This window comes from Streptomyces sp. HUAS 15-9 (assembly GCF_025642155.1).
Lineage (GTDB): Bacteria > Actinomycetota > Actinomycetes > Streptomycetales > Streptomycetaceae > Streptomyces.
Genome location: NZ_CP106798.1, coordinates 7,923,951 through 7,950,372, shown reverse-complemented (window position 1 = coordinate 7,950,372; position 26,422 = coordinate 7,923,951). Strand labels below are relative to the sequence as shown.

The following is a 26,422-nucleotide window of genomic DNA, read 5'->3' as shown; positions in this document are numbered from 1 at the left end:
TAGTCGCATGCAACCCCCGGAGCGGATCGGCCGCTACCGCCTCGAACGACCCCTGGGCAGTGGTGCCTTCGGCACGGTCTGGCTCGCCCACGACGATGTGCTCCAGGCACCGGTCGCGGTGAAGGTCCTCGCCGACAACTGGTCGCACCGCCTGGACATCCGCGACCGGTTCCTGTCCGAGGCGCGGCTGCTGCGCAAGGCCGACTCCAATCGCGTGGTGCAGGTCTACGACATCGGGGAACTGCCGGACGGCAGGCCGTACTTCGTGATGGAGTACGGCGACGCCGGGACCCTCGCCGACCGGGTCGCCGCCGGTCCGCTCCCGGTGCCCGAGGCGCTGCGGCTGACGGCCGAGGCCGCCCGGAGCGCGGCGGCACTGCACGAGGCCGGGATCGTGCACCGGGACATCAAGCCCAGCAACGTCCTGCTGCGCGGCGCGCCGGGCGGCACCCACCGCGTCCTGCTCGCCGACCTGGGCCTCGCCAAGAGCCTGGCGCAGGCCTCGGGGCTGACCCTGGCCGCCGGGTCGGCCGGATACCAGCCGCCGGAACAGGCGCAGCCCGGCGCGGGCATCGACGCGCGTGCCGACGTCTACAGCCTGGGCGCGGTCGGCTACGAGCTGGTCACCGGCACCGTGCCGGGAGCGCCGGGGAAGGTGGTCCGCCCGCAGCGGCTGCGTCCGGATCTCGGCGACGACGTGCAGCGGGCACTGATGCGCGCCCTGGAGCCGGACCGGGAGCGGCGCTGGCCGGGCGCCGGGGCCTTCGCCGACGAGCTGGACCGGCTGGCCGCGCGGGCGTCGGCACCGCCGGCGACGCCGCAGGGCCGGCCTACCAGGTCCGCGCGTGCCGCCCGCCCCGGGTCACAGGCCCCGGTGGTGGCGACCGGCGGATCCTCACATGCGGCGTCCGCCGCCCGGCTCCCGGCCGGGCAGTCGCCTCACCCCGCGCCCGCCGGACCACGCCGGCGCAGGCTCGACATCGTCCGCAGCCGGCTCAACGCGCTCACGCTGTCCCTGGCCGCGGTGCTCGCCGCGCTGCTCGCGGCCGGTACGGTCACCTGGCTGCAGCGGCACTCCGCGGCGGACGGGAACGTGCCGGTGGCGGACTCCACCGGGCGGGTGGTGGCCGAGGTACCCGCCGACTGGGGCCGCGAGCTGCGCGACTCCGGCTGGAACCCGCGGGCGCTGGGGCTGAAGTCCGGGCACGAGCCGGGGCTTGAGGTCGCCGACGACCTGTCGAAGTGGCCGGACCTCACGGCCGCGGTCAACGGAGTCTTCATCGGCCTGAGCGAGCACGGTGACGTCACCGCCCGGGTGAACGCCCTCGGCCACTCCGGCTGCCACTACACCGGCGCCCGCGCCTTCACCGGTACGGACTGGCACGGCCGTATCCGTGCCTGGAGCGACTGCCCGGACGGCGGCTCCCTCACGGAGACCGCGCTGACCCCGGCAAACGGCGCCGCGCAGCCGCAGGTGTATGTGCAGGTGCGCGGGGACGGCGCCGCGACCGAGGGCATACTCCGCTCGCTCCGGGTCACCTGACGGGCAAGGATCGTAAAAGAACCGCGCGGGCCGCGAACCTTTCCGGTGGCCCGTGCATCGCAGAGTCATGACGGCGCACACGGCGCCGCGGGCACGCGTCCGCCGTGTGCCTCGAAGATCCAGGAGTGTTGAGAGACATGGTGCACACACCCTCCTTGCAGCACGGGACCCTGCTCGTGAGCGCTGTCGCCGTACTGGGCCTCCTGACCGCCTGCGGCAGTCCCGCGGCGCAGACGACGCCCTCGCACACGGCGTCCGGCACCGCGGGGCCCGCCACCGAGGACACGGCGGGCTCCACCGCGCCGTCCTCCGGCAGCGCGTCGGCCGCGACCGGCGGGGCGGCGGCGTCCTCCGCCAAGGCGACCGGCGGCACGAGCGGCGCCACGACCACCACCGGCACGACCGCCCGCTGCCACACTTCCGAGCTGAGTGCCTCGGTGGGCCGCAACAACCCGGGCGCCGGGCAGGAGAACTTCCCGATCGTGCTCACCAACAAGTCCGCTCACACCTGCACCCTGCGCGGCTACCCCGGCGCCGCGTTCGTGAGCGCCTCGGGCGCCCAGCTCGGCCCGGACCCCAAGCGCTCCTCCGGTTCGCCCGCCACGGTCGCCCTGAAGCCCGGCCAGAGCGCCTGGGCGGGGCTGTCCTTCTCCAACCCGGAGATCAGCGGCGCGAAGACGGCGACCCCGGCCGCGCTGGTCGTCACCCCGCCGGACGAACGGGACTCGCTCAAAGTGACGTGGACGGCCGGCGAGGTGCCCGTCTCCGGGAACGCCTCCTCCGTCTTCCTGACGGTCTTCAGCGCCGGTACCGGCGCCTGACCCACCCGACCCGGACCCCGCTGCCCCTCCCCCCGGCAGCGGGGTTCGTCATTGCTCCGCCACAACTGTCACAGGACCGCAACAGGCCTCGGCCGCCGCGATCTTTCCGCCGTGACCGCCCATCGAAACCCGTCGACCGCACAGCACGAAGGCTCCGTCCGGAGCCGCGACGAGGAATCGGGGACGAACATGAGCGGCATCTCACGCAGAGGTCTGCTGACCGCGGGGGCGACGGCGGGCGCGCTGGGTGCTCTGTCGGCCTGTTCGGCCGGGGGCTGGTCCCTGAGTGGTGACGAGGACTCCGGCGACGGCAAGGGCGCACAGCAGCAGGCCCGGCCCGTGAAGACGATCGGCGACGGCTCCACCGCCGACACCGGCGCCCAGCCCAAGCAGCCGAAGGCCACCCGGCTGAAGCCCGGGGAGCAGCCGCCCCAGTTCGTGGTGTTCTCCTGGGACGGGGCCGGCGAGATCAGCAACAAGCTCTTCTCCCGGTTCCGCCGGACAGCCGCCGACCACGGTGCCGCGATGACCTTCTTCCTCAGCGGCATCTACACGCTGCCCGAGTCCAAGAAGCATCTCTACCGTCCGCCGCAGCACCCGGTCGGCGCCTCCGCGATCGGCTACCTCGCCGACCGTCACATCCACGCCACCCTCCAGCAGGTGCGCGCGGCCTGGCTCGAGGGGCATGAGATCGGCACCCACTTCAACGGGCACTTCTGCGGCGCGGACGGCGTGCGCAACTGGTCGTCGGCCGAATGGCGCAGCGAGATCGACCAGGCCGTCTCGTTCGTGACCCGGTGGAAGACCAACACCGGCTTCACCGACCTCGAGCCGCTCCCGTTCGACTACCGCAAGGAGCTGATCGGCGGCCGCACCCCGTGCCTGGAGGGCCAGGCCGCGCTGCTGCCCACGGCTGCCGCGCTGGGCTGGAAGTACGACGCCAGCTCCCCGGGCGGGCTGCAGATCTGGCCGGGCAAGGTGCAGGGCGGCCGGATCTGGGACTTCCCGCTGCAGTCCATACCGTTCTCCGGCCACTCCTTCCAGGTGCTGTCGATGGACTACAACATGATGTTCAACCAGTCCGCCGGCAACCCGGTGGGCGACCGCTCCCAGTACGACGCCTGGCGCACCCAGGCCCGCGACACGTACCTGGCCGGGTTCCAGCGCGCCTACACCACCAACCGGGCGCCCTTCTTCATCGGCAACCACTTCGAGCGCTGGAACGGCGGCATCTACATGGACGCCGTGGAGGAGGCCATCGGCCGCATGGCCGAGCACGACGACGTGCGCTTCGTCTCCTTCAAGCAGCTCGTGGCCTGGCTGGAGGCCCAGGACCCGGCGGTGCTGCGCAAGCTGCGCACGCTCAACCCCGGTCAGTCCCCCACGGGCGGCTGGGCGGAGTTCCTGGGCGCGGTGGGCACGCCGTCCGCGTGACCCGCCCCGTCACCCCTGAGCGGGGGGCGCGGTTCCTCAGCGGCCGCGGCGGCCGTAGCCGCCGTCGTGCCAACCGCCGTCCAGGCCGCCCCAGGAGCAGGCGTACGGCGAGTTGGCACAGACGTCCGCGGAGTCGGAGGCCGACGGCGTCGGCCGCGGGGTCGACGCGGTCCCCGACGGGGTCCTCGCGGCCTTGGGGGTGGCTGCGGGCGCCGATGACGGCGGGGTGTCGGCGCCCCAGTTGACCACCTCCATCTGGAGGTCGGGCTTGGAGGTGTCGATCACCCAGTGCTGGTCCGCGGTGTTCGCGCGGGTCTTGACGACAAGGGCGCCCCCGCCGTCGGTGGCGGCCGGGGTGAGGGCCAGGTCCTGGTCCCAGCGGGGCACCAGGGCGCCCTGAAGGGTGAAGTCGTAGCGGACGTTCTTGGCGCTCTGCCGGGCGGCGCCGGTGCACGAGGCGAGCCGGACCGCGTAGCCGAGGTGGGAGTCCAGGCACAGGTCGGGGGCGGCGGCGCTGCGCAGCCGTCCGTCGGTCTCGTACGTCCATCGCTGGCTCGCGGCCGAGGAGCACGTGGCGAGTTCGGTCTCCGCGCCCTCGACGGCCTTCTTGCCCACGACGGCGACGCACAGACCGGAGCCGACGTTGTGCAGCCGGCCGCTCAGGGTGCCCTGGGAGGTCTCGCTCGCGCCGGCCCAGGAGGGACCTCGTGTCGAGGAGCCGGAGCCGGGTGACTCGGCGGACTTGCCGCCCGGGGCCGCGGCGGAGCCGTCGCCGGAGGAGAGGACGGACCACAGGATCAGCGGCAGGACCACGAGTCCGCTCACGGTCGCCACGGCCGCGGCGAGGTTCCGCCGCCGGGCGCGCCGGGCCGCCCGGTGTGCGGAGCGGGGGAGCGGGCGCCGCCCGCGGGGGCGGAAGGGCGGGCCGCGGCACGGAGTCCGGCGGCCGCGCGGCGGGCGCCGGTGTGGGGTCCCGGAGCCGGGCGCCCGGAGGCCGCGGGGGCGTACGGCCCATGGCCGGTGAGGGCTGATGTGTCGCCGTCGGCGGTGCCGGGGACCGTCCCGGTGAAGGCCTCGCCCACGGCGGACATGAACGGTTCGCCGCCCGCCGGGGCCACGCCCTGCGGCTGCGGGGGCTCGGGGGCGGCGGGCTCCCCGGTCAGTCCGGGCCTGGACTCCACGTAGGCCTGTGCGCCCCAGCCGAGCACGGCCTCGGCCAGGGCGGCGCCGAGGAATCCGTTGAACGTGTCCAGTTGGTCGGCGGTGTGGCGGCAGTGCGTGCAGCGGTTGAGGTGCTGCTGGAGGTCCGGGTCGACGGTGATCGCGCCGCGCCGGAAGGTCACGTCCAGCATCCGGATGTAGCGCAGGCACTCGTCCTCGGTGGCGAGTTCACGGTGGACCTGCAGGGCCTCCTCGCGCAGCCGCACGCGGGCCCGGTGGAGCTCGGCACGGGCCCCTTCCTCGTCCAGTCCGAGCAGGGCCGCCGGCATCGCGAGCGGTTCGGCCTCGACCTCGGTGTGCCACAGGATGGCGCGGGAGGACTGGGGCAGGCGCTGGAACGCCCTGGAGAGCAGGCGCCGGTTCGCGGGCGGCAGCAGCCGGGCGGCCGCGCGGTCCCCGGGGCCGGTGCCGGTGAGGAGGGCGGGGTGCAGCAGTTCCTGGCGGCCGTCGCTGTCCCACTCCGCCGCGATGCGGCGCACGGTGACCAGCAGATGGGGCCGCCAGGCGGAGGTGGGGCCCGCCTGGCGGAGCGACTCCCCGAAGAGCCTGGTGAACGCGGCGGTGGTGAGCATCCCCGCGGCGCGTGGTCCGTGGGTGCACAGCCGGGCGTAGGCGAAGGCCGCTTCCCAATGCCGGTCGAGGAGTTCGCCCACGGGATGCAGCGCGGGCATCGTCCCCGTCCACTTCTTCAGCTCGGCGCTCAGTTGCTCGTCCGTGACGTCGAACGGTCTGGCCGGGCTCGGCGAATTCGACGAGCCTGCGTCATTCACGGCTGCATTCCTCCCAGACGCAACACGGCATTTAGTCCATACCAATGGGCATGCGGCCGCGTCGACATGACCCGAACGGAGTTCGGCATCTCGAACGTTCGCCTTCGGCAGCTCTTTTGAAGCGTGGGGGGCGTACGGGAGCGGCCTCGCGTGTACAGCGGCAAAAACAATTGTCTGCGCGCCGACAGCGCACACTTTTGCACAGGCCAGCCTGTATGAACAAGAGATCCAGACGTTTTGACATTGCCCGGCCGTCCGGATGGATTGACGAATCGTCAATAGGCCACGTGGGCAAGATCTTGCCGTGGCGAATCGCCCGGTAATTGGGGAATCGATACGCCCCGGCGGCACTCCGTAGCGTTCACGGAACACCCGGTGAAAGGGGAACGGCTCAAAAACGTGGGCCGCCCCCGGAGTGTGAGGGGCCGGTCCGCGCGGCGCCGGGTTCGCACCGCACGGACCTCACTGACGGGCCGTCAGTGGCCGCTGATGGCGTGCGGGGCGTAGGGCGCCTCCAGCTCCTCGATCTCCTTCTCGCTCAGTTCGAGCTCAACGGCGGCCACCGCGTCCTCGATGTGCTGCGGCCTGGCGGCACCGACGATCGGCGCGGCCACCGTGTCCCGGTGCAGCAGCCAGGCGAGGGCGACCTGGGCGCGCGGGACGCCCCGGTCGCCGGCGATGCGGGTGACGGCCTCGACGATCGCGTGGTCGCCCTCCAGGTACAGCCGGCTGCCGAAGTTGTCGTTCGCGCTGCGCTCGGTGACCGTGCCCCAGTCGCGGGTGAGACGGCCACGGGCCAGCGGGCTCCAGGGCAGCACACCGACGCCTTGGTCCGCGCACAGCGGCAGCATCTCCCGCTCCTCCTCGCGGTAGAGCAGGTTGTAGTGGTTCTGCATGGACACGAATCTGGTCCAACCGTGCCGCTCGGCGGTGTACTGGGCCTTGGAGAACTCCCAGGCGTACATCGAACTGGCCCCGAGGTAGCGGACCTTGCCCGCCTTGACCAGGTCGTGCAGCGCCTCCATCGTCTCCTCGACCGGAGTGGCGTGGTCGTAGCGGTGGATCTGGTAGAGGTCGACGTAGTCGGTGCCGAGGCGGCGCAGGCTGTGGTCGATCTCCGACATGATCGCCTTGCGGGACAGCCCGCCCCCGTTCGGTCCCGGGCGCATCCGGCCGTGCACCTTGGTGGCAAGCACGACCTCGTCGCGGGACGCGAAGTCGCGCAGCGCCTTCCCCACGATCTCCTCGCTGGTGCCATCCGAGTAGACGTTGGCCGTGTCGAAGAAGTTGATGCCCGCCTCCAGCGCCTGCCGGATCAGCGGGCGTGACGCCTCCTCGTCGAGGGTCCACTCGTGCACTCCGCGGTCGGGCAGGCCGTAGGTCATGCAGCCCAGACAGATCCGCGACACGTCCAGGCCCGTCGAACCGAGCTTCACGTACAGCATCGTTGCTGCCCCTGCCTTCGGGTCGTCATCGACTGGGAGCGTCCGACGTCGAACCACCCCCACTTGACGACCATCGTGTACGGACGGTTGGATCCTGAAACATGTGTCGCCGCGCTCGGCGCGGGCACGCAGAGGTGCGCCCAGCCGGTGACGGACACGTTCTCAGCCCGGCCCGAGTCGCCAGGACCGCCGGTCCGAGGCGGGGCCGTACCCGCGATCGATGGAGCGGAGTACGGAGTACATGCCCGCCAAGGGTGTTTCCCACGTCGGGGGTCCCGCGACGACCGCGGGCGCCGTCATGCTTGCCGTCGCCGTGGGGCTGACGGGATGCGGATCGGGCGGCTCACCCCACCCGTCGCGGAGCACCTCCGCGCAGGTTCGGCTCCCACCGCGGCACGCCGGTTTCGACTACCAGATCGGCGGTGCCTATCCCCCGCCGAAGGGCGTGCGCATCGTCAGCCGCGACCGCTCCTCGTCCCCCGCGCCCGGCCTCTACAGCATCTGCTACGTCAACGCGTTCCAGGCCCAGCCGGAGGAGCGCGCCGCCTGGCCCGCCGACCTGCTGCTGCGCGACGCCGACGGCGAGGTGGTCATCGACGAGGACTGGAACGAGCCGCTGCTCGACATCCGCACCCCGGCCAAGCGCGAGCGCGTCGCCGAGCGAGTCGACCGCTGGATCGACGAGTGCGCCACCAAGGGCTTCGACGCCGTCGAGCCGGACAACTACGACAGCTACTCGCGCTCCCACGACCTGCTCACCGCCGACGACGCGACCGCGTTCATCACCCTGCTCGCCCGGCACGCGCACGCCCGGCACCTGGCCGTCGGCCAGAAGAACACACCGGAGTTGGCCGGCGTCCGGAAGAAGGCCGGGCTGGACTTCGCGGTGGCCGAGGAGTGCGGTGAGTACGACGAGTGCGGCACCTATGCCAAGGCGTTCGACGACCGGGTGGTCGTCGTCGAGTACTCGGACAAGGGCCTGCGCAAGGCCGTCGCGGGCTTCGGCGACAGGCTGAGCATCGTGCGCCGGGACCGGACGGTGTCGACGCCGGGCAGTGCCGGCTATGTGCGCAAGGTGCGCCCGTGACCGGGCCGCGCCTGCCCGGCCGTGCCGCTCACCAGCCGCGCTCCAACAGCTCCAGTGCGTCCTCCCACGGGAACTCCGGCCGCCTGCCGGACTCGTCGGGCTCACCGGAGTAGGGCTCGCCGAACCTGACGCCCATTCCGCGCAGCCGTATCAGGCTGTCCTGGTAGGCGGGATGGGCGGCCAGCGCGTCCGCCACGCACGGCAGGGCGGCGATCGGGACGCCCAGACCGTAGGCCTCGCAGAGCGTGCCCAGGGCGAGGGTGTCGGCGATCCCGGCCGCCCACTTGTTGACCGTGTTGAAGGTGGCCGGCGCGACCACCACGGCGTCCGGCGCCGGGAAGGGGCGCGGATCGGCCGGGGTCCGCCAGGCGGAGCGGACGGGACGGCCGGTCTGCGCCTCGACGGCGGCGAGGTCGAAGAACCCGCCCGTCGCGACCGGCGTCGCTATGACGCCGACCTCCCAGTCCCGCTCCTGCGCGGCGGTGATCAGCTTGCTGACGCCCGCGGCGATCCCGGCGGCGCAGACGACGAGGTAGAGGAAGGGTTTCTCGGCCTGTTCGGTCACTCGGGCACCCTACTCGGGCGCTGGGCACGGCTCCCGCCCGCGCCCTGGGGCGGCACAGGGTGTCAGCCGGTGGCGGCTTCGGTCACCTTGATGGCGCCGACCGGGCAGGCGCGGGCCGCGTCCCGCACCATCGGGTCGCCGGCGCCGTCCTCCTTGCGGGGGACGAGCATGCTGTAGCCGTCGTCGTCCTGGGTGAAGACGTTCGGGGCGGCCAGGGCACACTGGCCCGCGCCGATACAGACGTCCCTGTCGATCTCGATGTCGATGCGCATGGCACGAGCCTCTTACCAGGTAACGGGGAGTTCCAGCATCCCCTGGATCGTGTCGCCGGGTTTGAAGGGAATCTCCTCCGGCGGGGCGGCAAGACGCAGTCCCGGCAGCCGCGTGAACAGCGTGCCCAGAGCGATCGCCATCTCGGCGCGGGCCAGGTTCTGGCCGAGGCACTGATGGATGCCGAAGCCGAAGCCGACGTGATGGCGGGCGGGCCGGTGCCAGTCCAGGGTGTCGGGCTCGGGGTACACGGAGTCGTCGCGGTTGATGACGGAGGTCGCGAAGACCACGCCCTCGCCCTTGCGGATCGTCGCCCCCTCCACCTCGATGTCCTCCAGGGCGATCCGGAGCAGCCCGTCCGCGATCGACAGCATCCGCATCAGCTCCTCCACCGCGGCGGGCAGGAGCGCGGGGTCGGCGCGGAGCTCGGCCAGCCGCTCGGGGTTGCGCAGGAGCGTGTAGGTGCCGAGGGAGATCATGTTGGCGGTGGTCTCATGGCCCGCCACGAGCAGGATGATCGCCAGTGCGACGAGTTCCTCGCGGTCCATGTCGCCGTCGCGCAGCTGCTGGTGGACGAGTTCGTCGAGAATGCCGTCGCCGGGCTCCGGGTCCTGCCGCTTGCGCTCGATCAACGCGAGCAGATACCTCTCCAGCCGCCCCCGCGCGTCCAGGGTGTCGGCGGCCTCCGGTCCGCGCAGCAGGCGGCGCGACTGCCCCTCGAAGAACTCGTGGTCGGCGTACGGGACGCCGAGCAGCGAGCAGATCACCATCGACGGGACGGGCAGCGCGAACGCGCTCACCAGCTCGGCGCCCGGTCCGTGCGCGATCATCGCGTCGATCAGCTCGTCGACGATCCGCTGGATGTCGGGCCGCAGTCCCGCGGCGCGTTTCACGGTGAAGGAGGGGATCATCAGCCGCCGCTGGGTACGGTGCTCGGGATCGTCGACGCCCAGCAGGGCGACCCGGACGACACGGGTGGCGGCGAAGCGTGCCGTGAGCATGGGAAAGCCGGGGCGGGTGCGGTCGGTGGACAGCCGGGGGTCGGACAGCAGCGCCCGGGCGGCGCCGTGGCCGGTGACCATCCAGGCCGGACGGCCGTCGTAGAGGGTGACCCGGGCCAGGGGGCGCCCCTCGCGCAGCGGGTCGTAGCCGGTGGGCGGGTGGTAGGGGCAGGTGCGGTCCTGGGGGAAGGCGACGGGTGTGGCCGGACCGGTCGGTTCCGTGCGTTGCCTCAGTTCCGTCATGGAACACCTCGCAGACGTTGAGTGCGTCGTGCCGATCTTTATTAGATGCCCCAGGCATCTATAGAACGACGACAAGTTCGGCCAGATCGGTGACCGGCGCGATCTGACCGAACACCTGGTGTCCGACCGTCGATTCCGCGCCGAAATTCGCTTGCCATGGCCGGTTCACCGACCGCAGCATCTGCCCATGACCACCACGGACGCCTTTCTGCCGCCGACCTCCGCCGTCCCCGCGGTGCCGGTACAGCGGCAGCCCGGCCGTCCGCGGCGGCCCGATTCCGTACGCCCGTGACGGCGGCGCTGGTCGCGGGCCTGCTCGCCGGGTACGGCATCGCCGTACCGGTCGGAGCGGTAGCGACATATCTAGTGTCCCTCACGGCTCGTACGTCACTGCGGACCGGCGCCTGCGCCGCGCTGGGTGTGGCCAGCGCCGACGGCCTGTACGCGCTGACGGCCACGGTCGGGGGCACGGCCCTCGCGGCGGCGCTGCGGTCGGTGCTCGGGCCGCTGCGCTGGGTCTCCGCCGTGGTGCTGGCCGCGCTGGCCGTGCGGGGCGCGGTCATCGCGCTGCGGCACCACCGCGAGCGCCGGCTCACCTCCCGGCCCGAACGGCCGGTACCCGGCCCGGGGCGCGCGTATCTCGGCCTTCTAGGGATCACCCTGCTGAACCCCACCACCGTGATCTACTTCGCCGCGCTGGTCCTCGGTACCCGCACCGCGCACGCCGTGCCGGCCCTGGAGCAGGGGGTGTTCGTGCTGGCTGCCTTCGCGGGCTCGGCGAGCTGGCAGCTCCTGCTCGCCGGCAGCGGCGCACTGCTCGGCCGGGCCCTGACCGGTCTGCGCGGACGGCTGGTGACGGCGTTGCTGTCGAGTGGCGTGATGTTGGTGCTCGCGATACGGATGGCGGTATCACCGGTGTGACGGACGGGACCGCGGTACGGATGATCCGGGCGTCCGCCGGTGTTGAAGCAGGCTGCCAGTAGGACGCGTTACCGCAGAGGGGACGAACCTCATGCCTCTTGAGGGCGAGTACGAGCCCAGCCCGACCCAGTGGGTCCGGGAGCAGGTCGAGTTGTACGAGAGCTCCGGTGGCACCAAGGGGACGACGCTCATGGACACGGGGCTGCCCGTGATCCTGCTGACGACCCTGGGAGCCAGGAGTGGCAAGATCCGCAAGACGCCGCTGATGCGGGTGGAGCACGACGGCCGGTACGCGGTGGTCGCCTCGCAGGGCGGCGCGCCGAAGCATCCGGTCTGGTACTTCAACGTCAAGTCCGAACCCCATGTGGAGCTGCAGGACGGCCCGGTCAAGCGGGACATGACGGCACGTGAGCTGACCGGCGACGAGAAGACCGTGTGGTGGGACCGGGCGGTGGCCGCGTATCCGCCGTACGCGGAGTACCAGAAGAAGACCTCCCGCACGATCCCGGTCTTCCTCCTGGAACCGTCCGACGCCACCTGATCCCCTACCACGGCCAGCGACCACCTCCGGCCCCGGGCCACGGTCATGGGGCCCGGAGCCGCCGCCATTCCGGCCGGGGCCGCCGTCCCCTCCGGGTGGCCGCCCTCTCTCCCAGCTGATCCGCCAACCCGGGCCGGGGCCGCCACCCTTTCCCGTCGGGGCCCGCCGACTTTCCGGCCAGCACGCCCCTCTTCCGACTGGTGTCCGCAGCCTCCTCCAACCGGTGGCCACCCTCTCTCCCGGCCGGTCGCCGCCAACCCCTGGCCCGGGCGCCACCCATTCCGGCCGGGGCCGCCAACCTTCCAGCCCGGGCCACCTCCTCTTCCGACTGGTGGCCGCCGCCTCCTCCAACCGGTGGCCACCCTCTCTCCCGGCCGGTCGCCGCCAACCCCTGGCCAGGGCGCCACCCATTCCGGCCGGGGCCGCCAACCTTCCAGCCCGGGCCACCTCCTCTCCCGACTGGTGGCCGCCGCCTCCTCCAACCGGTGGCCACCCTCTCTCCCGGCCGGTCGCCGCCAACCCCTGGCCAGGGCGCCACCCATTCCGGCCGGGGCCGCCAACCTTCCAGCCCGGGCCACCTCCTCTCCCGACTGGTGTCCGCAGCCTCCTCCGGCCGGTAGACACCCTCTCTCTCCCGGCCCCATGGCCGCTGACCCCCGACCGGGGACGCCCTCTCCCGGCGAGTGCCGCCACCCATTCCGGTCGGGGCCGCCGACCTTCCAGCCAGGGCCGCCCTATCCCGGCCAATGGCCGCCACCTCCTCCAGCCGAGGGCCACCCCACCTCTCCCGGCCAGTAGCCATCCCCCGGCCGCGGCCGCCCTCCCCCGGCCGGTCACCGCAAACGCCCGGCCAGGGACGCCATCCATCCCGGTCGGGGGCCGCCGACCTTCCGGCCAGCGCCGCCCCCTCTTCCGGCCGGGGGCCGCCGCCTCCTTCAGCCGAGGGCCGTCGGGCTCTCCAGCCGTGCGCGTTCCTCTCCTCGACCCGCGGGCCGCCGTCCTTTCCGGACGGGGCCCGTCGGCTTTCGGAAGAATTTGGATTGGGGAGGCATGAATCGGCTTCGTCACGGGCACGCGTGCGTCAGGCCCCGCCGCGTTCCCCCGTCGCGGCGGGGCTTTCGCTTGCCTCGCCCGCCGGGCGGTCCGTCACGTCGAGGAAGATCCGGTCGGCCTCGGGGACCGTACGGGCGAGGAAGCGCTTGATTCGTACGGCCGCCTCCTCGACCCGCTCGCTGTCCACGCCCGGCACCAGGTCGACCCGGGCCGCCACCAGGGCGGAGTCGAGCCCCGTCTTCATGGTGAACAGGGCCTCCACGCTGTCGATCTCCGGCTGTTCCTCCAGCAGTGTCCGGATCCGGCCGCTCAGTTCGGGGGCGACGGCCTCCCCGATGAGCTGGTCGCGCGCGTCCCGTCCCAGGCGGTACGCGACGTACACGAGCAGCAGGCCGATGCCGAGCGAGGCCGAGGCCTCCCAGACGACCTGCCCGGTGACCATGTGCAGCGCCATGCCGGCCGCCGCGAGCAGCACGCCGATCACCGCGGTGGTGTCCTCGGCCACGACGGTGCGCAGGGCCGGGTCGCGCAGCCCGGTGAGGCCGCCGCCGTGCCGGTGGACCTGGTGCAGCGCCCGCAGCAGGGAGGCACCCTCGGCGACCAGCGCGACGCCGAGCACGGCGAGGCCCGCCACATAACCGCTGAGCTTCTCCTCCGCGCCGTTGCGGAGGGCTTCGAAGCCCTGGAAGAAGGAGAAGCAGCCGCCCATGACGAAGATCCCGACGGCCGCGAGGAGCGACCAGAAGAACCGCTCCTTGCCGTAGCCGAAGGGGTGCCGCTCGTCGGCCGGGCGCCGGCTGCGGCGCAGCGCCGCCAGCAGGAAGACCTCGTTCACGCTGTCGGCGACCGAGTGCGCGGCCTCCGACAACAGCGCGGGCGACGCGGCGAGGAAGCCGCCGACGGCCTTGGCGACGGCGATGACGAGATTGGCCGCGAGCGCGATCAGCACGGTGACGCGGGTCCTGGCATCGGGCCGGCCGTGACCGGTCTCATCCGGCGGACCCGCACGACCGGGCGCCCGGTTCCGTTCCGAAGGTGTCCCACTCACCTTCGCCGACTGCCCCGGCCCGCCTCGCTCACACCGTGCCGGGGGCGGAAATCGGGGAACGTGGTCAGCACGGCATCCGCGACGAGGAGGCAGCATGAGCGGTGAGGGCAACCCCGCCTATGGGCACCGGCCCTTCAAGCGGTCCAAGAGCCACTTCGCGGACCGGATCACGGCGGACGGCGCGGACGGCTGGCCGGTGGCCGCCGGGCGTTACCGACTGGTGGTCAGCCGCGCCTGTCCGTGGGCGAGCCGGGCCGTGATCTCGCGACGGCTGCTCGGCCTGGAGGACGCGCTGTCGCTGGCGATCGCCGACCCGATCCAGGACGACCGCAGCTGGCGCTTCACCCTCGACCCGGACGGCCGCGACCCCGTCCTCGGCATCCGCTACCTCAGCGAGGCCTACGACCGACGGGAGTCCGGCTACCCGGGCGGGGTGAGCGTGCCCGCGATCGTGGACGTGCCCAGCGGGAGCCTGGTCACCAACGACTATCAGCGGATCACCCTCGACCTCGCCACCGAGTGGACGGCACTGCACCGGCCGGGGGCGCCCGATCTCTACCCGGCGGCCCTGCGCGACGAGATCGACGAGGTGATGGCGGAGGTCTACCAGGACGTCAACAACGGTGTGTACCGGGCGGGGTTCGCGACCACCCAGGAGGAGTACGCGGTCGCGTACGCCGCGCTGTTCCGGCGGCTGGAGCTGCTCACCGACCGGCTGGCCCGGCAGCGCTATCTCGTCGGCGACACCGTCACGGAGGCGGACATCCGGCTGTTCACCACGCTGGTCCGGTTCGACGCCGTCTACCACGGCCACTTCAAGTGCAACCGCTGGAAGCTGACGGAGAATCCGGTGCTGTGGGGGTACGCCCGCGACCTCTACCAGACGCCCGGATTCGGTGACACCGTCGACTTCGACCACATCAAGCGCCACTACTACCAGGTCCACAGCGGCATCAACCCGACCCGGATCGTGCCCCTCGGACCGGATCTCTCCGGCTGGCTCGCCCCGCACCACCGCGAGCGGCTCGGCGGCCGGCCGTTCGGCGACGGAACACCGCCCGGACCGGTGCCTCCCGCGGAGGAGGTCCCGCTTCCGGGGCGGCCCTGACCCCACCCGGCTGTCCCCGGCCGCCCGGTTCAGTCGCCCACCAGCCACTTCCCGTCGCGCATCAGCTCGCGTCCGTCCAGTTCATTGGCCTCGCGCCAGGCCTGCACGCGGGTCGGGCGGATCCTGAAGTACCAGTAGCGGGTGGTGAGCCGGCGCGGGTCGAAACCGGTCTTCACGGCGAACCGGTCGGCCTCCTCCTCGGCCAGTTCGTCGGGGCTCAGCGGCTCGGCGTCGCCCTCGATCATGATCACGTCCCGGGTCGGTCCGACGCCCAGCCGTGCGGTGCCGGTCGCCGTCAGGTTGCGGCCGGTGGGACTGGCGGCCGGAGTGGCGAGCAGCAGGGTCGTGCCGTCCCACACGAAGGACAGAGGGACGAGATACGGCGCTCCCCCGTCGGCGGACGCGGTGGCGACCCAGAGGTCCTCGTCGTGCTCCAGCCGGTGGAGCGTGTCCTGCATACGCTGTTCGGCGGTGCGGGCGGGCGGCGGGGTCATCGTCGTACGGCCTCCTCGTGACGGGTCCGGGGGGACGGAGCTCATGGGGCTGACGATCGGACTCGGACCAGTGTGACCGTCACCCGTCCGCTGCCGCCCTGATTTCGGACAGCCGGGCCGCCGCCGCGCTCAGCAGCAGGTCCAGGGCGGCCGGGTACGCGCTGCCCCGCATCGAGGCCACGAGGTGGCGCGCGGTGGCGGCGATGTGCGGGTGGGTGTGGGCGGGCAGCCGGGCGTAGGTCGCCCGCCAGATCTCCGCCTCGGCCTCCCGGACGGGCCTCGGCAGGGACACATTGGCGGAATCCAGGGCGCCGAAGCCCAGCGCCTGGTCGATGAAGGCGTGGTAGATCCGTACCGCCTCGGCGTCGGGGAAGCCGGCGTCGCGCAGCACGCCGAGGGCGGTCTCCACGGCCTGGATCTCGTGCACGCGCCCGGTCACCCGGTAGGAGCTGAGCACCGCCGCCCGGGGGTGCGCGAGGGCTCCCGCGTGCATGCGCAGGCCCAGGTCGCGCAGGTCGGCGCGCCAGTCGCCGGTGGGCCGCCAGCTGCGCATCGTACGGCCGATGAGCTCGTCGGCGATGGCGAGCATCAGATCGTCGGTGTGCCGGAAGTAGCGGTACAGGCTGCTGGGGTCGGCGCCCAGCGCCCGTCCCAGGCGGCGGACGGAGAGGGCGTCGGATCCGTGCTCCTCGATGAGGCGCAGCGCCGTCTCGACGATCAGCCTCTCGGACAGGACCACGCCCTGTTTGGTGGGGCGTCTGCGCCGGCGGGCGGCGGGCGGAACGACGCGTTCGCTCATGGCAGCCTCCCCTGGGGTGTGCGGGGACCTTATGACAACAGCGTTGACCTGTGAAGTACACGGACAGTTTCATGTGCGGTCACCGGGGCCGACCAGGCCCCCCGGTGCGAGCGGAGAGCTGGCCATGACCGAAACGCCCTACGGCGCCTACCCGCCCCAGCGGCAGGAGCTGCGCAAGTCCCTCGGAGTCTCGACGGCGTCGCCGTCGCCGCGTCCAGCACGGCCGCGACCACCAGCATCGGCATCGGACTCGGTGTCACGGCCGGGGTGGTCGGGCTGCATCTGCCGGCCATCATGCTGCTGGCGTTCCTGCCGATCCTCGGCATCGCGGGCGCCTTCTCCCGGCTGAACAAGGTGGAGCCCAACGCCGGCAACGGGTACGTGTGGGTGGGGCGTTCGCTCAACCCGTGGCTCGGCTTCATGGTCGGCTGGGTGAACCTCTCGGCGTCGATCGCGTTCCTCGCGTACACCACGGCGGTCACCGGGTCGTCGATCCTGCAGCTGGCCGGCCAGGCCGGGCTGCACCGGCCGGCCGGGCTCGCGCTGGATCCGGGGTCGACCGCGCAGTCGACGGCGGTGGGCATCGGCATCCTGATCGCCGTCACACTGACCGCCGTGACCGGCATCCGCACCGCGGCGCGGCTGCAGACCGGCCTGCTGGTCTTCGAGTACGTCGTGCTGCTCGGGTTCTGCGGCTACGGCATCGTCGCAGGCCCGCACGACTTCAGCCTGTCCTGGTTCGACCCCTTCGCCATCCCCTCGGCGTCGGCGCTCGCGCAGGGGATGCTGCTGTCGGTGTTCTGCTACTGGGGCTTCGAGGTCGCGTTCAGCGTCAACGAGGAGGTCCGCGACCCACGGGACGCCTCGCGGGCCGGAATGATCACTCTGGTGACGATGCTGGGACTGTTCCTGCTCGGCTCGGTCGCCTTCCAGCGGGTGCTCTCCGAGCAGGAGCTGGCCGGGCACGGAGCCGAGGGCCTGGCGTACTTCGGCGACCGGCTGGCCGCACAGCCGCTGGCCGCGCTGCCGCTGGTCGCCCTGATGTTCTCGGCCGTGGCCTCGCTGCAGGCCGGGGTGATTCCCACGGCGCGCGGCATGTTCGCGATGAGCCGGGACCGTACCGTCGGCCCGGTGTGGTCCAGGATCAGCACCCGGTACTGGACACCGGCGGCCGGCACGCTGCTGATCGGGGCGATCGCCGCCGCGGTGGCCGCGCTCGCCCTGGTGATCCCGCGGCTCGCCGACATGATCCTGGCGACCGTGAACGCCGTCGGCATCGTCGTCGCGCTCTCCTACGCGCTCACCGCGCTCGCCGCCGCCGTACGCTTCCGCTCCCTGCTCCGCACCGACCCCTGGCAGGGCGTGCGGGCGGTGGTGCTGCCCGCGCTGAGCGCCGCCGCGCTCCTGGGCCTCGGAGGCTATCTGGGCTGGTCCTTCTACACCTCCACCGACCGTCTCGAACTCCGCGCGGACAACGGCTGGTTCCTGCTGCTCATGCCACTGGCGATGATCACGTCCGGCTTCGTCGTCGCCGCGTATGCCAAGTGGGTGCGCCGCTCCCCGTACTTCCGCACCGGCGAGGGCACGGACGCCGACGCGCCGCAGCTGCTCGCCACCCCCAACTGACCTCCAAGGAACGAGAACATGCACGCTGATCTCCTCTTCACCGGCGGCCCCGTCCTCACCCCCGAGGGCCGCACGGCGACCGCCGTGGCCGTCACGGGTGACCGGATCACCGCCGTCGGACACGACGAGGTGCGCCAACTCGCCGGGCCCCGCACGGAGGTGGTGGACCTCGCCGGACGGCTGCTGCTGCCCGGCTTCCAGGACGCGCACGTCCACCCCGTGCCGGCCGGGCTCGAACTCACCCAGTGCGACCTGACCGGGACGAGGACCGCCGCACAGACGCTGGCCGCCGTCCGCGTGTACGCCGCCGCTCATCCCGAGCGGGAGTGGATCCTCGGCGGCGGCTGGTCGATGGAGGCCTTCGAGGGCGGTACGCCGACGAAGGAGCTGCTGGACGCCGCGGTTCCCGACCGGCCGGTCTATCTGCCCAACCGCGACCACCACGGCGCCTGGGTCAACAGCCGCGCCCTGGAGCTGGCCGGCATCGACCGGGACACGCCCGACCCGGCCGACGGACGCATCGAGCGGGACGCCTTTGGCGAGCCGAGCGGCACGCTCCAGGAGGGGGCGATGCAGCTCGTGGGACGTCTCGTCCCGCCGACCACCGCCGCCGACCGGCTGGCGGCCCTGCTGCACGCCCAGCGGCATCTGCACGCACTCGGCATCACGGCCTGGCAGGACGCCCTGGTCGGGGACTTCCTCGGCATGGACGATCCGTCCGATTCGTATCTGACGGCCGCCCGGGACGGTTCGCTCACCGCGCGGGTGGTCGGCGCCCTGTGGTGGGACCGGGAGCGCGGGGCCGGGCAGATTCCCGAACTCGTCGAGCGGCGGGCCGTGTCGAGCCACGGCCGGTTCCGTGCGGGCAGTGTGAAGCTGATGCTGGACGGGGTCGCGGAGAACGGCACCGCCGCGCTGCTCGACCCGTATCTGGACAAGTGCGGCTGTGCCACCGCCAATCGGGGCAGGAGCTTTGTCGACCCGGCCCAACTCCCCAAATATGTGGCCGAATTGGATGCCCTCGGTTTCCAGTGCCACTTCCATGCGCTGGGCGACCGGGCCGTACGCGACGCACTGGACGCGATCGAGGCGGCGCGGTCGGCGAACGGGCCGAGCGACACCCGGCCGCATCTGGCGCACCTCCAGGTCGTGCACCCCGACGACGTGCCGCGCTTCGCCCGGCTCGGCGCCACCGCCAACATCCAGCCGCTGTGGGCCGCTCACGAGCCTCAGATGGACGAGCTGACCATCCCCTTCCTCGGGCCCGAACGGGCCGCATGGCAGTACCCGTTCGGGGCGCTGCTGCGCTTCGGGGCGAGGCTGGCGGCGGGCAGTGACTGGCCGGTGAGCAGCCCCGATCCGCTGCAGGGCATCCATGTCGCGGTCAACCGGGTGGAGCCGGGTGGAGCGGAGCCGGTGTTCCTGCCGAGTGAACGTCTCTCACTGGCGCAGGCCCTCACGGCGTACACGGCGGGTACGGCGTATGTGAACCATCTGGACGACGCCGGCCGGGTGAGCGTCGGTGCGCTCGCCGACCTGGTGGTCCTGGACCGCGACCCGTTCGCGGGGCCGCCGGAGACGATCGCGGAGACGAAGGTGGCGCTGACCTATGTGGGGGGCGCGCGAGTATACGCGACTCATGATGCATAAGCAGTAACACACGTCACGACCAAGTCACGGTGTAGATCATTTAGGCTCTGGGCAGCCTCGTATCGCTTCTCGGTCAACTTTCGTACCACGAAGCTCAGTTCGAGTGCGCGGGCGGTCGTGACGACCGCCCGTTCGCAGGGCCGGGGGACTCTGCGGTCCGTCTCCCGAAAGGAAGCGCATGCCTCAGGACGTCAGGATCGGCCTCCCCTTGGACACCCCCGGCAGCTTGTTCCCGGCGCAGCCGAGCGCCCAGCTCCAGTCCGCGGAGGCGGGGAACGCCCTGGCCCGCCTCTTTGCGCAGCGCATCAATGGGATCACGGAGCAGTACCGAATATGTCAGGACGCCGCTCGGCAGCGGCTGGACGCACTCGGATCCCCCGGCTCCAGCGCCACGCTGCATGTGGAGGGAGCCCTCCAACTGGCGTCGCGCGCGTTCCTCCCGCCCGACGAGGAGGGCTACGCCAGGTTGAGGCACCTCGACACCAGCCTCGACATGATCGAGGCAGCCTTCCCCCAAGTCAGCACCGATATCGAGGTCTGCCGACTGACCTGCGCGATGCTGGAGGGGGCCTGGAGGAGCCGGGCGTTCACCCCGCCGCGCGAGGAGGAGCAGACAACCGGCTGCGACTGCTCTCTGTGCCGTCGGCTGCCCACGCCCCCCGCACGCACGCTGGACGACTACGGTTGGCGGCAGAGCGCCGGTCGTCCCCTCACCGTCAAGGCCTGGCCATACCGCCGGGAACTCGACAGCGTCCTGACCGGCGGATGGTCCTACGCCCGGCAGCTGAACGACTTTGAACGAGACCTTGGTTACCGCGACCGCTTCGAAGACGACATCCTCCTCTTCCACGAGTACAAACGCGTGATCGAAACCATCGACACCACGCGCCTCACCGAACTCGTCGAAGGCCGCTTGGCCGAGAGTTTCAGTACCAACAGCGCACGGGCCCTGGTCTGCGGACTCTACGCAGCCCATAAGCGATCCGTCGACGAGTACTGGCTCCAACAGCACCACGCGGGCAGCGTCGTGCTCCCCCAGACCAACCCGCTCGGCCAGAGCACCTACGCACTCCTGCAGATGCTGGACTGCCTGTTCTGGCACGTCTCACCCGACACCGAACTCTGGCAGGAAGAACACCTCGCCTCCCTGCTGCTGTGCCGCGTCATCGACGACATGACCGACGTACGAGCCGACGCCCTCACCGGCGAGATCAGCAACTTCTGGCTCGCCGACATGCCCACCCACACCAAGGCCGTCTACGCTGCTTGCGCCATCGCCATCGTCAAGTACGGCTGCATGCCCGAGGCGCATCCCCCGATGTGGAACACCTGGCTGATGACCAGCACCGTCGCCTGGTTGGGGCTCACGGGCCGCCACGCCCTGTGGTTCGACGGCATCACCCAGGGCCTCCCCCCGGCCGAGGATTGCCCGCTCTGCGACCTGCAGCCCAACGCATGCACCGGCATCCTCACCCACGGCACCACCCTCACCATCGCCCCGCGGCCCACCGCACCAGCGCTGAGCACCCGGGCCGCCGAGCTGTCCGCACGCTGCCGGGCCCAATACCCCCGGACATGGCCCCTCTTCGACGCCGAGCTCCATGCCTTCGAAGCGCTGCACGGCCCCTGGTACGGCAACACCGACGGCACATGGGAGATATTGCGCCGCACGTACATCGCCGCCGTGGAGGCATCCAGCGCCGCGCCGTCCCCGGACCGCGCTCGTGAGGTCCAACAGGACGCCGGCGCAGTCGGATGTGAATACTTCTACACCCTGTACGACCCTGAAACCGGGAGGGAAGACACCGCGCTGCTCGCCTACATGTTCGGCTGCGCCCACCCGCATTTCCTCTGGAACGCCACGGGATACCGTCCCACGGGCCTCGCAGGCGACTGGCTCGACGGCTGACGCCTCGATCCTGTTCCAGGTCGCCGCCGCGGAGCCGGCCGGACGGGGCTTTGTGGACGACCTGCCGGCCGTGTGCGGCAGCGGCGCTGCCCGGTCGGGATTCCGACCGGGCAGCAGTGTGCTCACACCGGGAACTCGACCGGCAGCCTGTCCAGCCGGGAATCCCAGGTGGAGGCGGTCGTGGTGAGCTCCTCCGCCGGCACGGCCAGCCGCAGGCCCGGCAGCCGGTGCAGCAGGACGTCCACCGCAACCTCGATCATGGACTGCCCGATCGTCTGCCCGGGGCACTCGTGCGGGCCCGCGCCGAACGCCAGGTGCGCCTGGTTGCCCTGCACCGAGACACCGGGGTCGGGCCGGACCTCGGGGTCGAGGTTGCCCGGGGCGAGACCGAGAACGAGCAGGTCGCCCTCCTCGATGCGGTGCCCGCCCAGTTCGACATCGCTGGCGGCGAAGCGCCCGGGCAGGACGGCCAGCGGCGGAGAGTTCCACATGACTTCCTCCACCACCGCCGAGATGTTCAGCTGACCGCTGATCAGCCCGGAGAGCCGGGAGGCGTCGGTCAGAATCAGCTGCAGCACCCGGGCCAGCAGGTTGGTCGTGACGTGCGCGGCGATCAGCACCACGCGCAGGTGGTGGACGACCTCGTCGTGGTCGAGAGCCGCGTGATGCTCCAGCAGGTCGGTGGCGAGGTCGGAGGCGGGTTCGGACCGCCTGCGCTCGGCGAGTTCACCGAAGATCTCCCTGATCCTGCCGTCGTGCACCACGGCGTCCTCGCCGCCCTTGAGCACCTGGGCGCAGGACTCGACCAGCCGACGCCCCTCCGCCTCGGCAAGCCCCAGAATGCGGGTCATCACGAGCATCGGCAGATAGTCGGCGTAGTCCGCCACCAGATCGGCGCGGCCGTTGACCGCGAACGCGTCGATCTGCTTGTTGGCGAAGTGCGTGGCGTGGCGCCGGATACCGCGGCCGGCAGCAGCCTGCAGCACGTCGCTAACGGCGCCGCGCAGCCTGCGGTGCGGCTCGCCGTCCTGGGACACACAGTCGGGACGCCAGCCGAGCATCGGAATCAGCGCGGAAGTCTCCGCGACCCGTCCTTCCCGCCAGTCCCGCCAGGTCCGCGCGTCCCGGGCGAACTGGCGGGGATTGTCGAGCACCCGCCGGCTGTCTCGGTAGCCCAGCACCAGCCAGGCGGGGATGTCGCCCTCCAGCAGCACCGGCGCGACGGAGCCGTGCTCCTTGCGCAGCCGCTCGTAGATGCCGAGCGGGTCGGTCGCCGCCTCGGGCCCGTACAGCCGGGCCAGTTCGCCCGAACCGTGCGCGACCGGGCAGCCGCGGGGGGCGTCGGGACCGTCGAGATTCTGATCGTTCATCGGGGCTCCAGTGCAATGGCGGAGCGTTCCTTCAAATGACGTATCAGGGCGATCAGTACGTCACGGCTGGAGGCCCGGTCGCGGGCGTCGCACGCCACGACGGGGATGTCCGGGGAGATGTCCAGGGCGTCCCGTATCTCCTCGATCGGGTGCTGCTTGGAGTCCGGGAAGATGTTCAGCGCGATGACGAAGGGCACGTCCTGCCGCTCCATCTCCTCGATCGCCCGGAAACTGGAGGCCAGCCGGCGGGTGTCCACCAGCACCACCGCGCCGAGCGCGCCCTTGAACAGGCCGTTCCACAGGAACCAGAAGCGCTCCTGGCCCGGCGTCCCGAACAGGTACAGCATCAGGCTCTCATTGAGGCTGATCTTGCCGAAGTCCAGGCTGACGGTGGTCTCGGCCTTGTCGGCGACGCCGATCAGATGATCGTCCTCGACGCTGGCCTGGGTGAGGGTCTCCTCGGTGGTGAGCGGCTTGATGTCGCTGACGGAGCGGACCATGGTGGTCTTTCCGGTGCCGAACCCGCCGGCGATCATCACCTTGACCGAGCGGGTGCCCCCGGCGGCGGGTTCGCCGGGATGGTCAAAGCCTTTCCAGTCCACTGAGTACCTCCTGGAGGAGCGCGAGGTCGGGCCCGCGTCCGGCGTGATGCGCCGGAATGGGATCACGGGCTTCAATACGGCCTGCGTCCAGCAGATCCGCCAACAGCACCGCGAGAATGTTGAAGGGCAATCCGAGATGGGCGCCGAGCTCGGCCACCGACAGCGGATCGCGGCAGCGCCGGACTATCTCCTCGTGCTCGTGCTGCATCCCCGGTGAGGGCGCGGTGCGGGAGACGATGAGGGTCGCCACGTCGAGGCTCGACGCCGACCCGCCCGGCTTGCTGCGCCCCCTGGTGAGGACGTAGTAGCGCTCGAGTCCGGACGGGTCCGTGGGCGGGCGGGGAGCACTCATCCAGAGTGCTCCTCCAGGCGCGGAGTGGTGCCGAGAAGCTCACCCATCCTGCGGGCCAGGTCCCTCATCTGGTGTCCCAGCAGGCCCTGGTCGAGTCCTTCACGGGCCAGGACGCCGAGATACGTCTCGACGCCCGCCCGCACGACGAACAGATGACCCCCGTCGACCTCGATCATCGCGAGCCGCAACTGGCCCGCGTACTTGGGGAACTGCTCGGCGACCGGCTGGGCCAGTGCCTGCAGGCCGGCCACCACGGCCGCGAAGCGGTCAACGTCGTCGGGGTCTTCGGCGCCAAAGGAGGTGATGGCCTTGCCGTCGCTGGAGGCCACGAGGGCGAAGCGGATCTCCGGGATGCTCTCCACCAGATCGCGGAGCGCCCAGCTCACGTCGGTTCCCTGTTGCGTCATGTGGACTAGTCGCTCTCTTCAATTCGGTGCTCGGTGGACTCGCCGCCGTCGAACGGCGCGGGTGCCACGGCGGATTCGGGTCCGGGGCCCGACGCGCGGTCGTGGGCCGCCGCCTCCACCGGCTCGACTCCCCGGCCGTGCGCGCGGTCGTCGTCCGTCCCCGGTACGGCGGACTCCCGCCGCAGGCCGAGGGTGTCCTCCTCGGCGGACTCATGCCCGGCAGTGACCGGAATCCCGAATTCCGTGGAGGACCGGTCCGCGGTCGGCGTCTCCGGTCCGGTCGCCGTCTCCGGCCCCGCCGACTCGCGTCCGGCCGTGGCGAAGGCGGCCAGGCCGACGAAGGACTCGTCCGGGGGCACCGCGGCGACCTTGGTGCTGTCGGCGCGGTCGGCCGGCTGGGGTGACTGAGCCTCCTCCGCCTCCACTTCGCGGCGCCTGCTCCTGCGCCGGGGCAGTCCGCCCGGTGTGGTGTCCACCAGGCCCGTGCCGTCGGCCTGCACGGATTCGGCGGGCTCCGGACTCTGCGGTGCGGGCGTCGCCGGTGGCGTGGCGGTCGGGGTGGCCGGGGCGGCGGGCGCGGTCGCCGAGGTGGCCGCCGCGAGGGGGCTGAAGTACTTGTGCGGGACCACGACGACCACCGAGGTACCGAGCCAGGGCGAATCCGCGAAGGTGACCCGGATGCCGTAGCGGCGGGCGAGGATGCCGACGACCCGCAGGCCGATGTTGGCGTCCTCCGAGATCCCGCCGAGTCCGGGACCGGCCGCGGTGCCCGTGAGGGACTGCTCGGCCTCGCGCTTCTTCTCCTCGCTCAGGCCCTTGCCGGAGTCCTGGATCTCGATGCCGACGCCGTTGGGCACCTCCTTGCCGGAGACGAACACCGGCTCGGTGGGCGGCGAGTAACGGGCAGCGTTGTCCAGCAGGTGGGAGAAGATCAGCGTGAGGTGGTCCACCAGGCCGCCGTCGACGCCGAGTTCGGGCAGATGCCGTACCTCGACACGATGGAAGTCCTTGATCCGGCCGATGCCGCCGCGGACCACGCTGAGCAGTCGCTGCGGCTCCTGCCACTGCCGTCCCGGCCGGTCCGAGCCGCCCAGCACGCCGATGCTCGCCGCGAGCGAGTCGGCGGGGCCGAGCTCCTGGTCGAGTTCCATCAGGCCCCTGGCCACCGCGGGCAGCCGGCCGTGCTCGCCCTGCATCTCGTGCAGCCGGCCACGGAGCTTGCTGGTCAGGACGTGGATGCGGTTGCCGATGCTGATCACGGCCTGTTCGGCCGAGGTCGAGCGGTTGAACTCCTCCTCGACACCGATCAGGGAGGTCCGCAGAATCCTGCGGAGGTCTGCCTGGAGCTCCACGTCGAGCTTCGTCGACCGGTCCGTCGCGGGCAGCAGGTCGTCGACTGCGTCACCGGCGCGCAGTCGCTTCAGGGCGTCGGGCAGCTGCTCGCCGGCGAGCCGGGCGACGGCGGTCCGCAGATGCACGGCCTGTTCCTGCCAGGCCTCGGCCCGGTCGGTGAGCTGCGCCTCGTAGGACTTGGCCTGCTCGGCCAGCCGCTCCTCGTATGCCCGTGCGTTGTCGCCGAGTTGAGCCTCGTAGACCGCGGTGTGCTCACTGAGCTGGGCCTCATAGGCGGCCGCCTGCTCGTTCAGCTGGGCCTCGAGGGTGGCGCGCTCGGAGCTGAACTTACGTTCCAGGGTGGCGACATGCTGCTGCCACTGCTGGGAGTGCTCGGCCTGCGAGGAGCGGAAGCTGCCCTCGGCGCGGCGCAGCTGTTTCTGCGAGCGGAGCAGGAGCCGCACGCAGACCGAGCTCGCCGCGGTCGCGGCGGCGCCGACGACGGCGGCGGTTATTCGCTCGGAGCTCATGAACGTGGCGGCAACCGTCCCACCTCCTAAGGCCAGTGGCATCAGCCACCAGCTGTACCAGGCGACAGGGGCCCGCGCCGCCGGTGGCGGAGTGGCGAGTTCCATCTGCATCCTTCGAAAGCAACACGATCGAAACGGGGGGTGTGCAAAGGCCGCACTCATGAGTACGCACTACGGGCCGGCCCATCCAAGGAAGGCGTCAACTCGCAGTGCCGGTCCGGAGCTTATCGGGTTTGAACCCCAAAGGATCAACTTCAGGCAGTCGCGGACGTGAGGGTTC

The 26,422-nt window shown here is 71.6% G+C and carries 24 protein-coding genes; 10 read left to right on the top strand and 14 right to left on the bottom strand.

Features of this window, described 5'->3' with window-relative positions; genetic code table 11:
- The first annotated feature begins 7 nt into the window (after positions 1 to 7).
- The 3 genes from N8I87_RS36205 to N8I87_RS36195 all read left to right on the top strand — a co-directional run bounded on the left by N8I87_RS36205 (position 8) and on the right by N8I87_RS36195 (position 3,798).
- Positions 8 to 1,543: a serine/threonine-protein kinase gene (locus N8I87_RS36205; RefSeq protein ID WP_263215077.1), complete on the top strand. Its 1,536-nt coding sequence runs from the start codon at positions 8 to 10 to the stop codon at positions 1,541 to 1,543.
- Positions 1,544 to 1,680: 137 nt separating this feature from the next.
- Positions 1,681 to 2,364 (top strand): DUF4232 domain-containing protein, encoded by a 684-nt coding sequence (locus tag N8I87_RS36200; RefSeq protein ID WP_263215076.1) that lies wholly within the window; start codon positions 1,681 to 1,683, stop codon positions 2,362 to 2,364.
- 189 nt (positions 2,365 to 2,553) lie between these two features.
- Positions 2,554 to 3,798 carry a polysaccharide deacetylase family protein gene (locus N8I87_RS36195; protein WP_263215075.1) on the top strand — a complete coding sequence of 415 codons (1,245 nt, stop codon included), beginning with the start codon at positions 2,554 to 2,556 and terminating at the stop codon, positions 3,796 to 3,798.
- Positions 3,799 to 3,834: 36 nt separating this feature from the next.
- Here the strand turns inward: N8I87_RS36195 and N8I87_RS44535 are convergent, their stop codons facing one another.
- From N8I87_RS44535 to N8I87_RS36185, 3 genes are all read right to left on the bottom strand, one after another.
- Complete coding sequence (locus N8I87_RS44535; protein WP_411577325.1) at positions 3,835 to 4,623, bottom strand: RICIN domain-containing protein; 789 nt, start codon at positions 4,621 to 4,623, stop codon at positions 3,835 to 3,837.
- Positions 4,620 to 5,789, bottom strand: coding sequence for an RNA polymerase sigma factor (locus tag N8I87_RS44530; protein WP_411577324.1), 1,170 nt, complete (start codon positions 5,787 to 5,789; stop codon positions 4,620 to 4,622). Before N8I87_RS44530 ends, N8I87_RS44535 begins: the two co-directional genes overlap by 4 nt.
- A 476-nt stretch (positions 5,790 to 6,265) precedes the next feature.
- Positions 6,266 to 7,234: an aldo/keto reductase gene (locus N8I87_RS36185; protein WP_263215074.1), complete on the bottom strand. Its 969-nt coding sequence runs from the start codon at positions 7,232 to 7,234 to the stop codon at positions 6,266 to 6,268.
- A 241-nt stretch (positions 7,235 to 7,475) separates the two neighbouring features.
- Here N8I87_RS36185 and N8I87_RS36180 point away from each other — a divergent pair, with 241 nt between their 5' ends.
- The gene (locus tag N8I87_RS36180; protein ID WP_263216834.1) at positions 7,476 to 8,321 is read left to right on the top strand and encodes an endo alpha-1,4 polygalactosaminidase; all 846 of its coding nucleotides are present in this window, start codon (positions 7,476 to 7,478) and stop codon (positions 8,319 to 8,321) included.
- 28 nt (positions 8,322 to 8,349) lie between these two features.
- Here the strand turns inward: N8I87_RS36180 and N8I87_RS36175 are convergent, their stop codons facing one another.
- The 3 genes from N8I87_RS36175 to N8I87_RS36165 all read right to left on the bottom strand — a co-directional run bounded on the left by N8I87_RS36175 (position 8,350) and on the right by N8I87_RS36165 (position 10,400).
- Entirely contained in the window at positions 8,350 to 8,886 is a 537-nt protein-coding gene (locus N8I87_RS36175) for a flavoprotein (protein WP_263215073.1), read from the bottom strand.
- A gap of 62 nt (positions 8,887 to 8,948) precedes the next feature.
- Positions 8,949 to 9,158: a ferredoxin gene (locus N8I87_RS36170; protein WP_263215072.1), complete on the bottom strand. Its 210-nt coding sequence runs from the start codon at positions 9,156 to 9,158 to the stop codon at positions 8,949 to 8,951.
- A 12-nt stretch (positions 9,159 to 9,170) separates the two neighbouring features.
- Complete coding sequence (locus tag N8I87_RS36165) at positions 9,171 to 10,400, bottom strand: cytochrome P450 (RefSeq protein WP_263215071.1); 1,230 nt, start codon at positions 10,398 to 10,400, stop codon at positions 9,171 to 9,173.
- A 288-nt stretch (positions 10,401 to 10,688) separates the two neighbouring features.
- On the opposite strand from N8I87_RS36165, the gene N8I87_RS36160 reads away from it, so the two are divergent.
- Together N8I87_RS36160 and N8I87_RS36155 are read left to right on the top strand one after the other, a co-directional pair.
- Positions 10,689 to 11,321: a LysE family transporter gene (locus N8I87_RS36160; protein WP_263215070.1), complete on the top strand. Its 633-nt coding sequence runs from the start codon at positions 10,689 to 10,691 to the stop codon at positions 11,319 to 11,321.
- A 91-nt stretch (positions 11,322 to 11,412) separates the two neighbouring features.
- A complete protein-coding gene (locus N8I87_RS36155; protein ID WP_263215069.1) occupies positions 11,413 to 11,862 on the top strand; it encodes a nitroreductase family deazaflavin-dependent oxidoreductase in 450 nt (149 codons plus the stop codon).
- A gap of 1,081 nt (positions 11,863 to 12,943) precedes the next feature.
- Here N8I87_RS36155 and N8I87_RS36150 read toward each other — a convergent pair.
- The gene (locus N8I87_RS36150; protein ID WP_263215068.1) at positions 12,944 to 14,059 is read right to left on the bottom strand and encodes a cation diffusion facilitator family transporter; all 1,116 of its coding nucleotides are present in this window, start codon (positions 14,057 to 14,059) and stop codon (positions 12,944 to 12,946) included.
- Here N8I87_RS36150 and N8I87_RS36145 point away from each other — a divergent pair.
- Complete coding sequence (locus N8I87_RS36145; protein WP_263215067.1) at positions 14,058 to 15,071, top strand: glutathione S-transferase family protein; 1,014 nt, start codon at positions 14,058 to 14,060, stop codon at positions 15,069 to 15,071. The genes N8I87_RS36150 and N8I87_RS36145 overlap by 2 nt on opposite strands.
- A 29-nt stretch (positions 15,072 to 15,100) precedes the next feature.
- On the opposite strand, the gene N8I87_RS36140 is transcribed toward N8I87_RS36145, so the two are convergent.
- A complete protein-coding gene (locus N8I87_RS36140) occupies positions 15,101 to 15,565 on the bottom strand; it encodes a pyridoxamine 5'-phosphate oxidase family protein (RefSeq protein ID WP_263216832.1) in 465 nt (154 codons plus the stop codon).
- A 79-nt stretch (positions 15,566 to 15,644) separates the two neighbouring features.
- A complete protein-coding gene (locus tag N8I87_RS36135) occupies positions 15,645 to 16,364 on the bottom strand; it encodes a TetR/AcrR family transcriptional regulator (RefSeq protein WP_263215066.1) in 720 nt (239 codons plus the stop codon).
- Between the two features lie 267 nt (positions 16,365 to 16,631).
- Between N8I87_RS36135 and N8I87_RS36130 the strand changes: the two genes are divergently transcribed.
- The 3 genes from N8I87_RS36130 to N8I87_RS36120 all read left to right on the top strand — a co-directional run bounded on the left by N8I87_RS36130 (position 16,632) and on the right by N8I87_RS36120 (position 21,549).
- Positions 16,632 to 17,990, top strand: coding sequence for an APC family permease (locus N8I87_RS36130; RefSeq protein WP_411577323.1), 1,359 nt, complete (start codon positions 16,632 to 16,634; stop codon positions 17,988 to 17,990).
- 18 nt (positions 17,991 to 18,008) lie between these two features.
- Entirely contained in the window at positions 18,009 to 19,640 is a 1,632-nt protein-coding gene (locus tag N8I87_RS36125) for an amidohydrolase (RefSeq protein ID WP_263215065.1), read from the top strand.
- A 178-nt stretch (positions 19,641 to 19,818) separates the two neighbouring features.
- Positions 19,819 to 21,549: a hypothetical protein gene (locus N8I87_RS36120; protein ID WP_263215064.1), complete on the top strand. Its 1,731-nt coding sequence runs from the start codon at positions 19,819 to 19,821 to the stop codon at positions 21,547 to 21,549.
- A 122-nt stretch (positions 21,550 to 21,671) separates the two neighbouring features.
- Here the strand turns inward: N8I87_RS36120 and N8I87_RS36115 are convergent, their stop codons facing one another.
- From N8I87_RS36115 to N8I87_RS36095, 5 genes are read right to left on the bottom strand one after another with little or no spacing between them, the layout of a single operon-like run.
- Positions 21,672 to 22,919: a cytochrome P450 gene (locus N8I87_RS36115; RefSeq protein WP_263215063.1), complete on the bottom strand. Its 1,248-nt coding sequence runs from the start codon at positions 22,917 to 22,919 to the stop codon at positions 21,672 to 21,674.
- Positions 22,916 to 23,521: a GTP-binding protein gene (locus N8I87_RS36110; protein WP_263215062.1), complete on the bottom strand. Its 606-nt coding sequence runs from the start codon at positions 23,519 to 23,521 to the stop codon at positions 22,916 to 22,918. The genes N8I87_RS36115 and N8I87_RS36110 overlap by 4 nt, the downstream gene beginning before the upstream one ends.
- Positions 23,502 to 23,873 carry a DUF742 domain-containing protein gene (locus N8I87_RS36105; RefSeq protein WP_263215061.1) on the bottom strand — a complete coding sequence of 124 codons (372 nt, stop codon included), beginning with the start codon at positions 23,871 to 23,873 and terminating at the stop codon, positions 23,502 to 23,504. The genes N8I87_RS36110 and N8I87_RS36105 overlap by 20 nt, the downstream gene beginning before the upstream one ends.
- The gene (locus N8I87_RS36100) at positions 23,870 to 24,280 is read right to left on the bottom strand and encodes a roadblock/LC7 domain-containing protein (RefSeq protein ID WP_030043913.1); all 411 of its coding nucleotides are present in this window, start codon (positions 24,278 to 24,280) and stop codon (positions 23,870 to 23,872) included. Before N8I87_RS36100 ends, N8I87_RS36105 begins: the two co-directional genes overlap by 4 nt.
- A gap of 5 nt (positions 24,281 to 24,285) precedes the next feature.
- Positions 24,286 to 26,247, bottom strand: a complete 1,962-nt coding sequence (locus tag N8I87_RS36095; RefSeq protein WP_263215060.1) for an ATP-binding protein — start codon at positions 26,245 to 26,247, stop codon at positions 24,286 to 24,288.
- Positions 26,248 to 26,422: the final 175 nt, after the last annotated feature.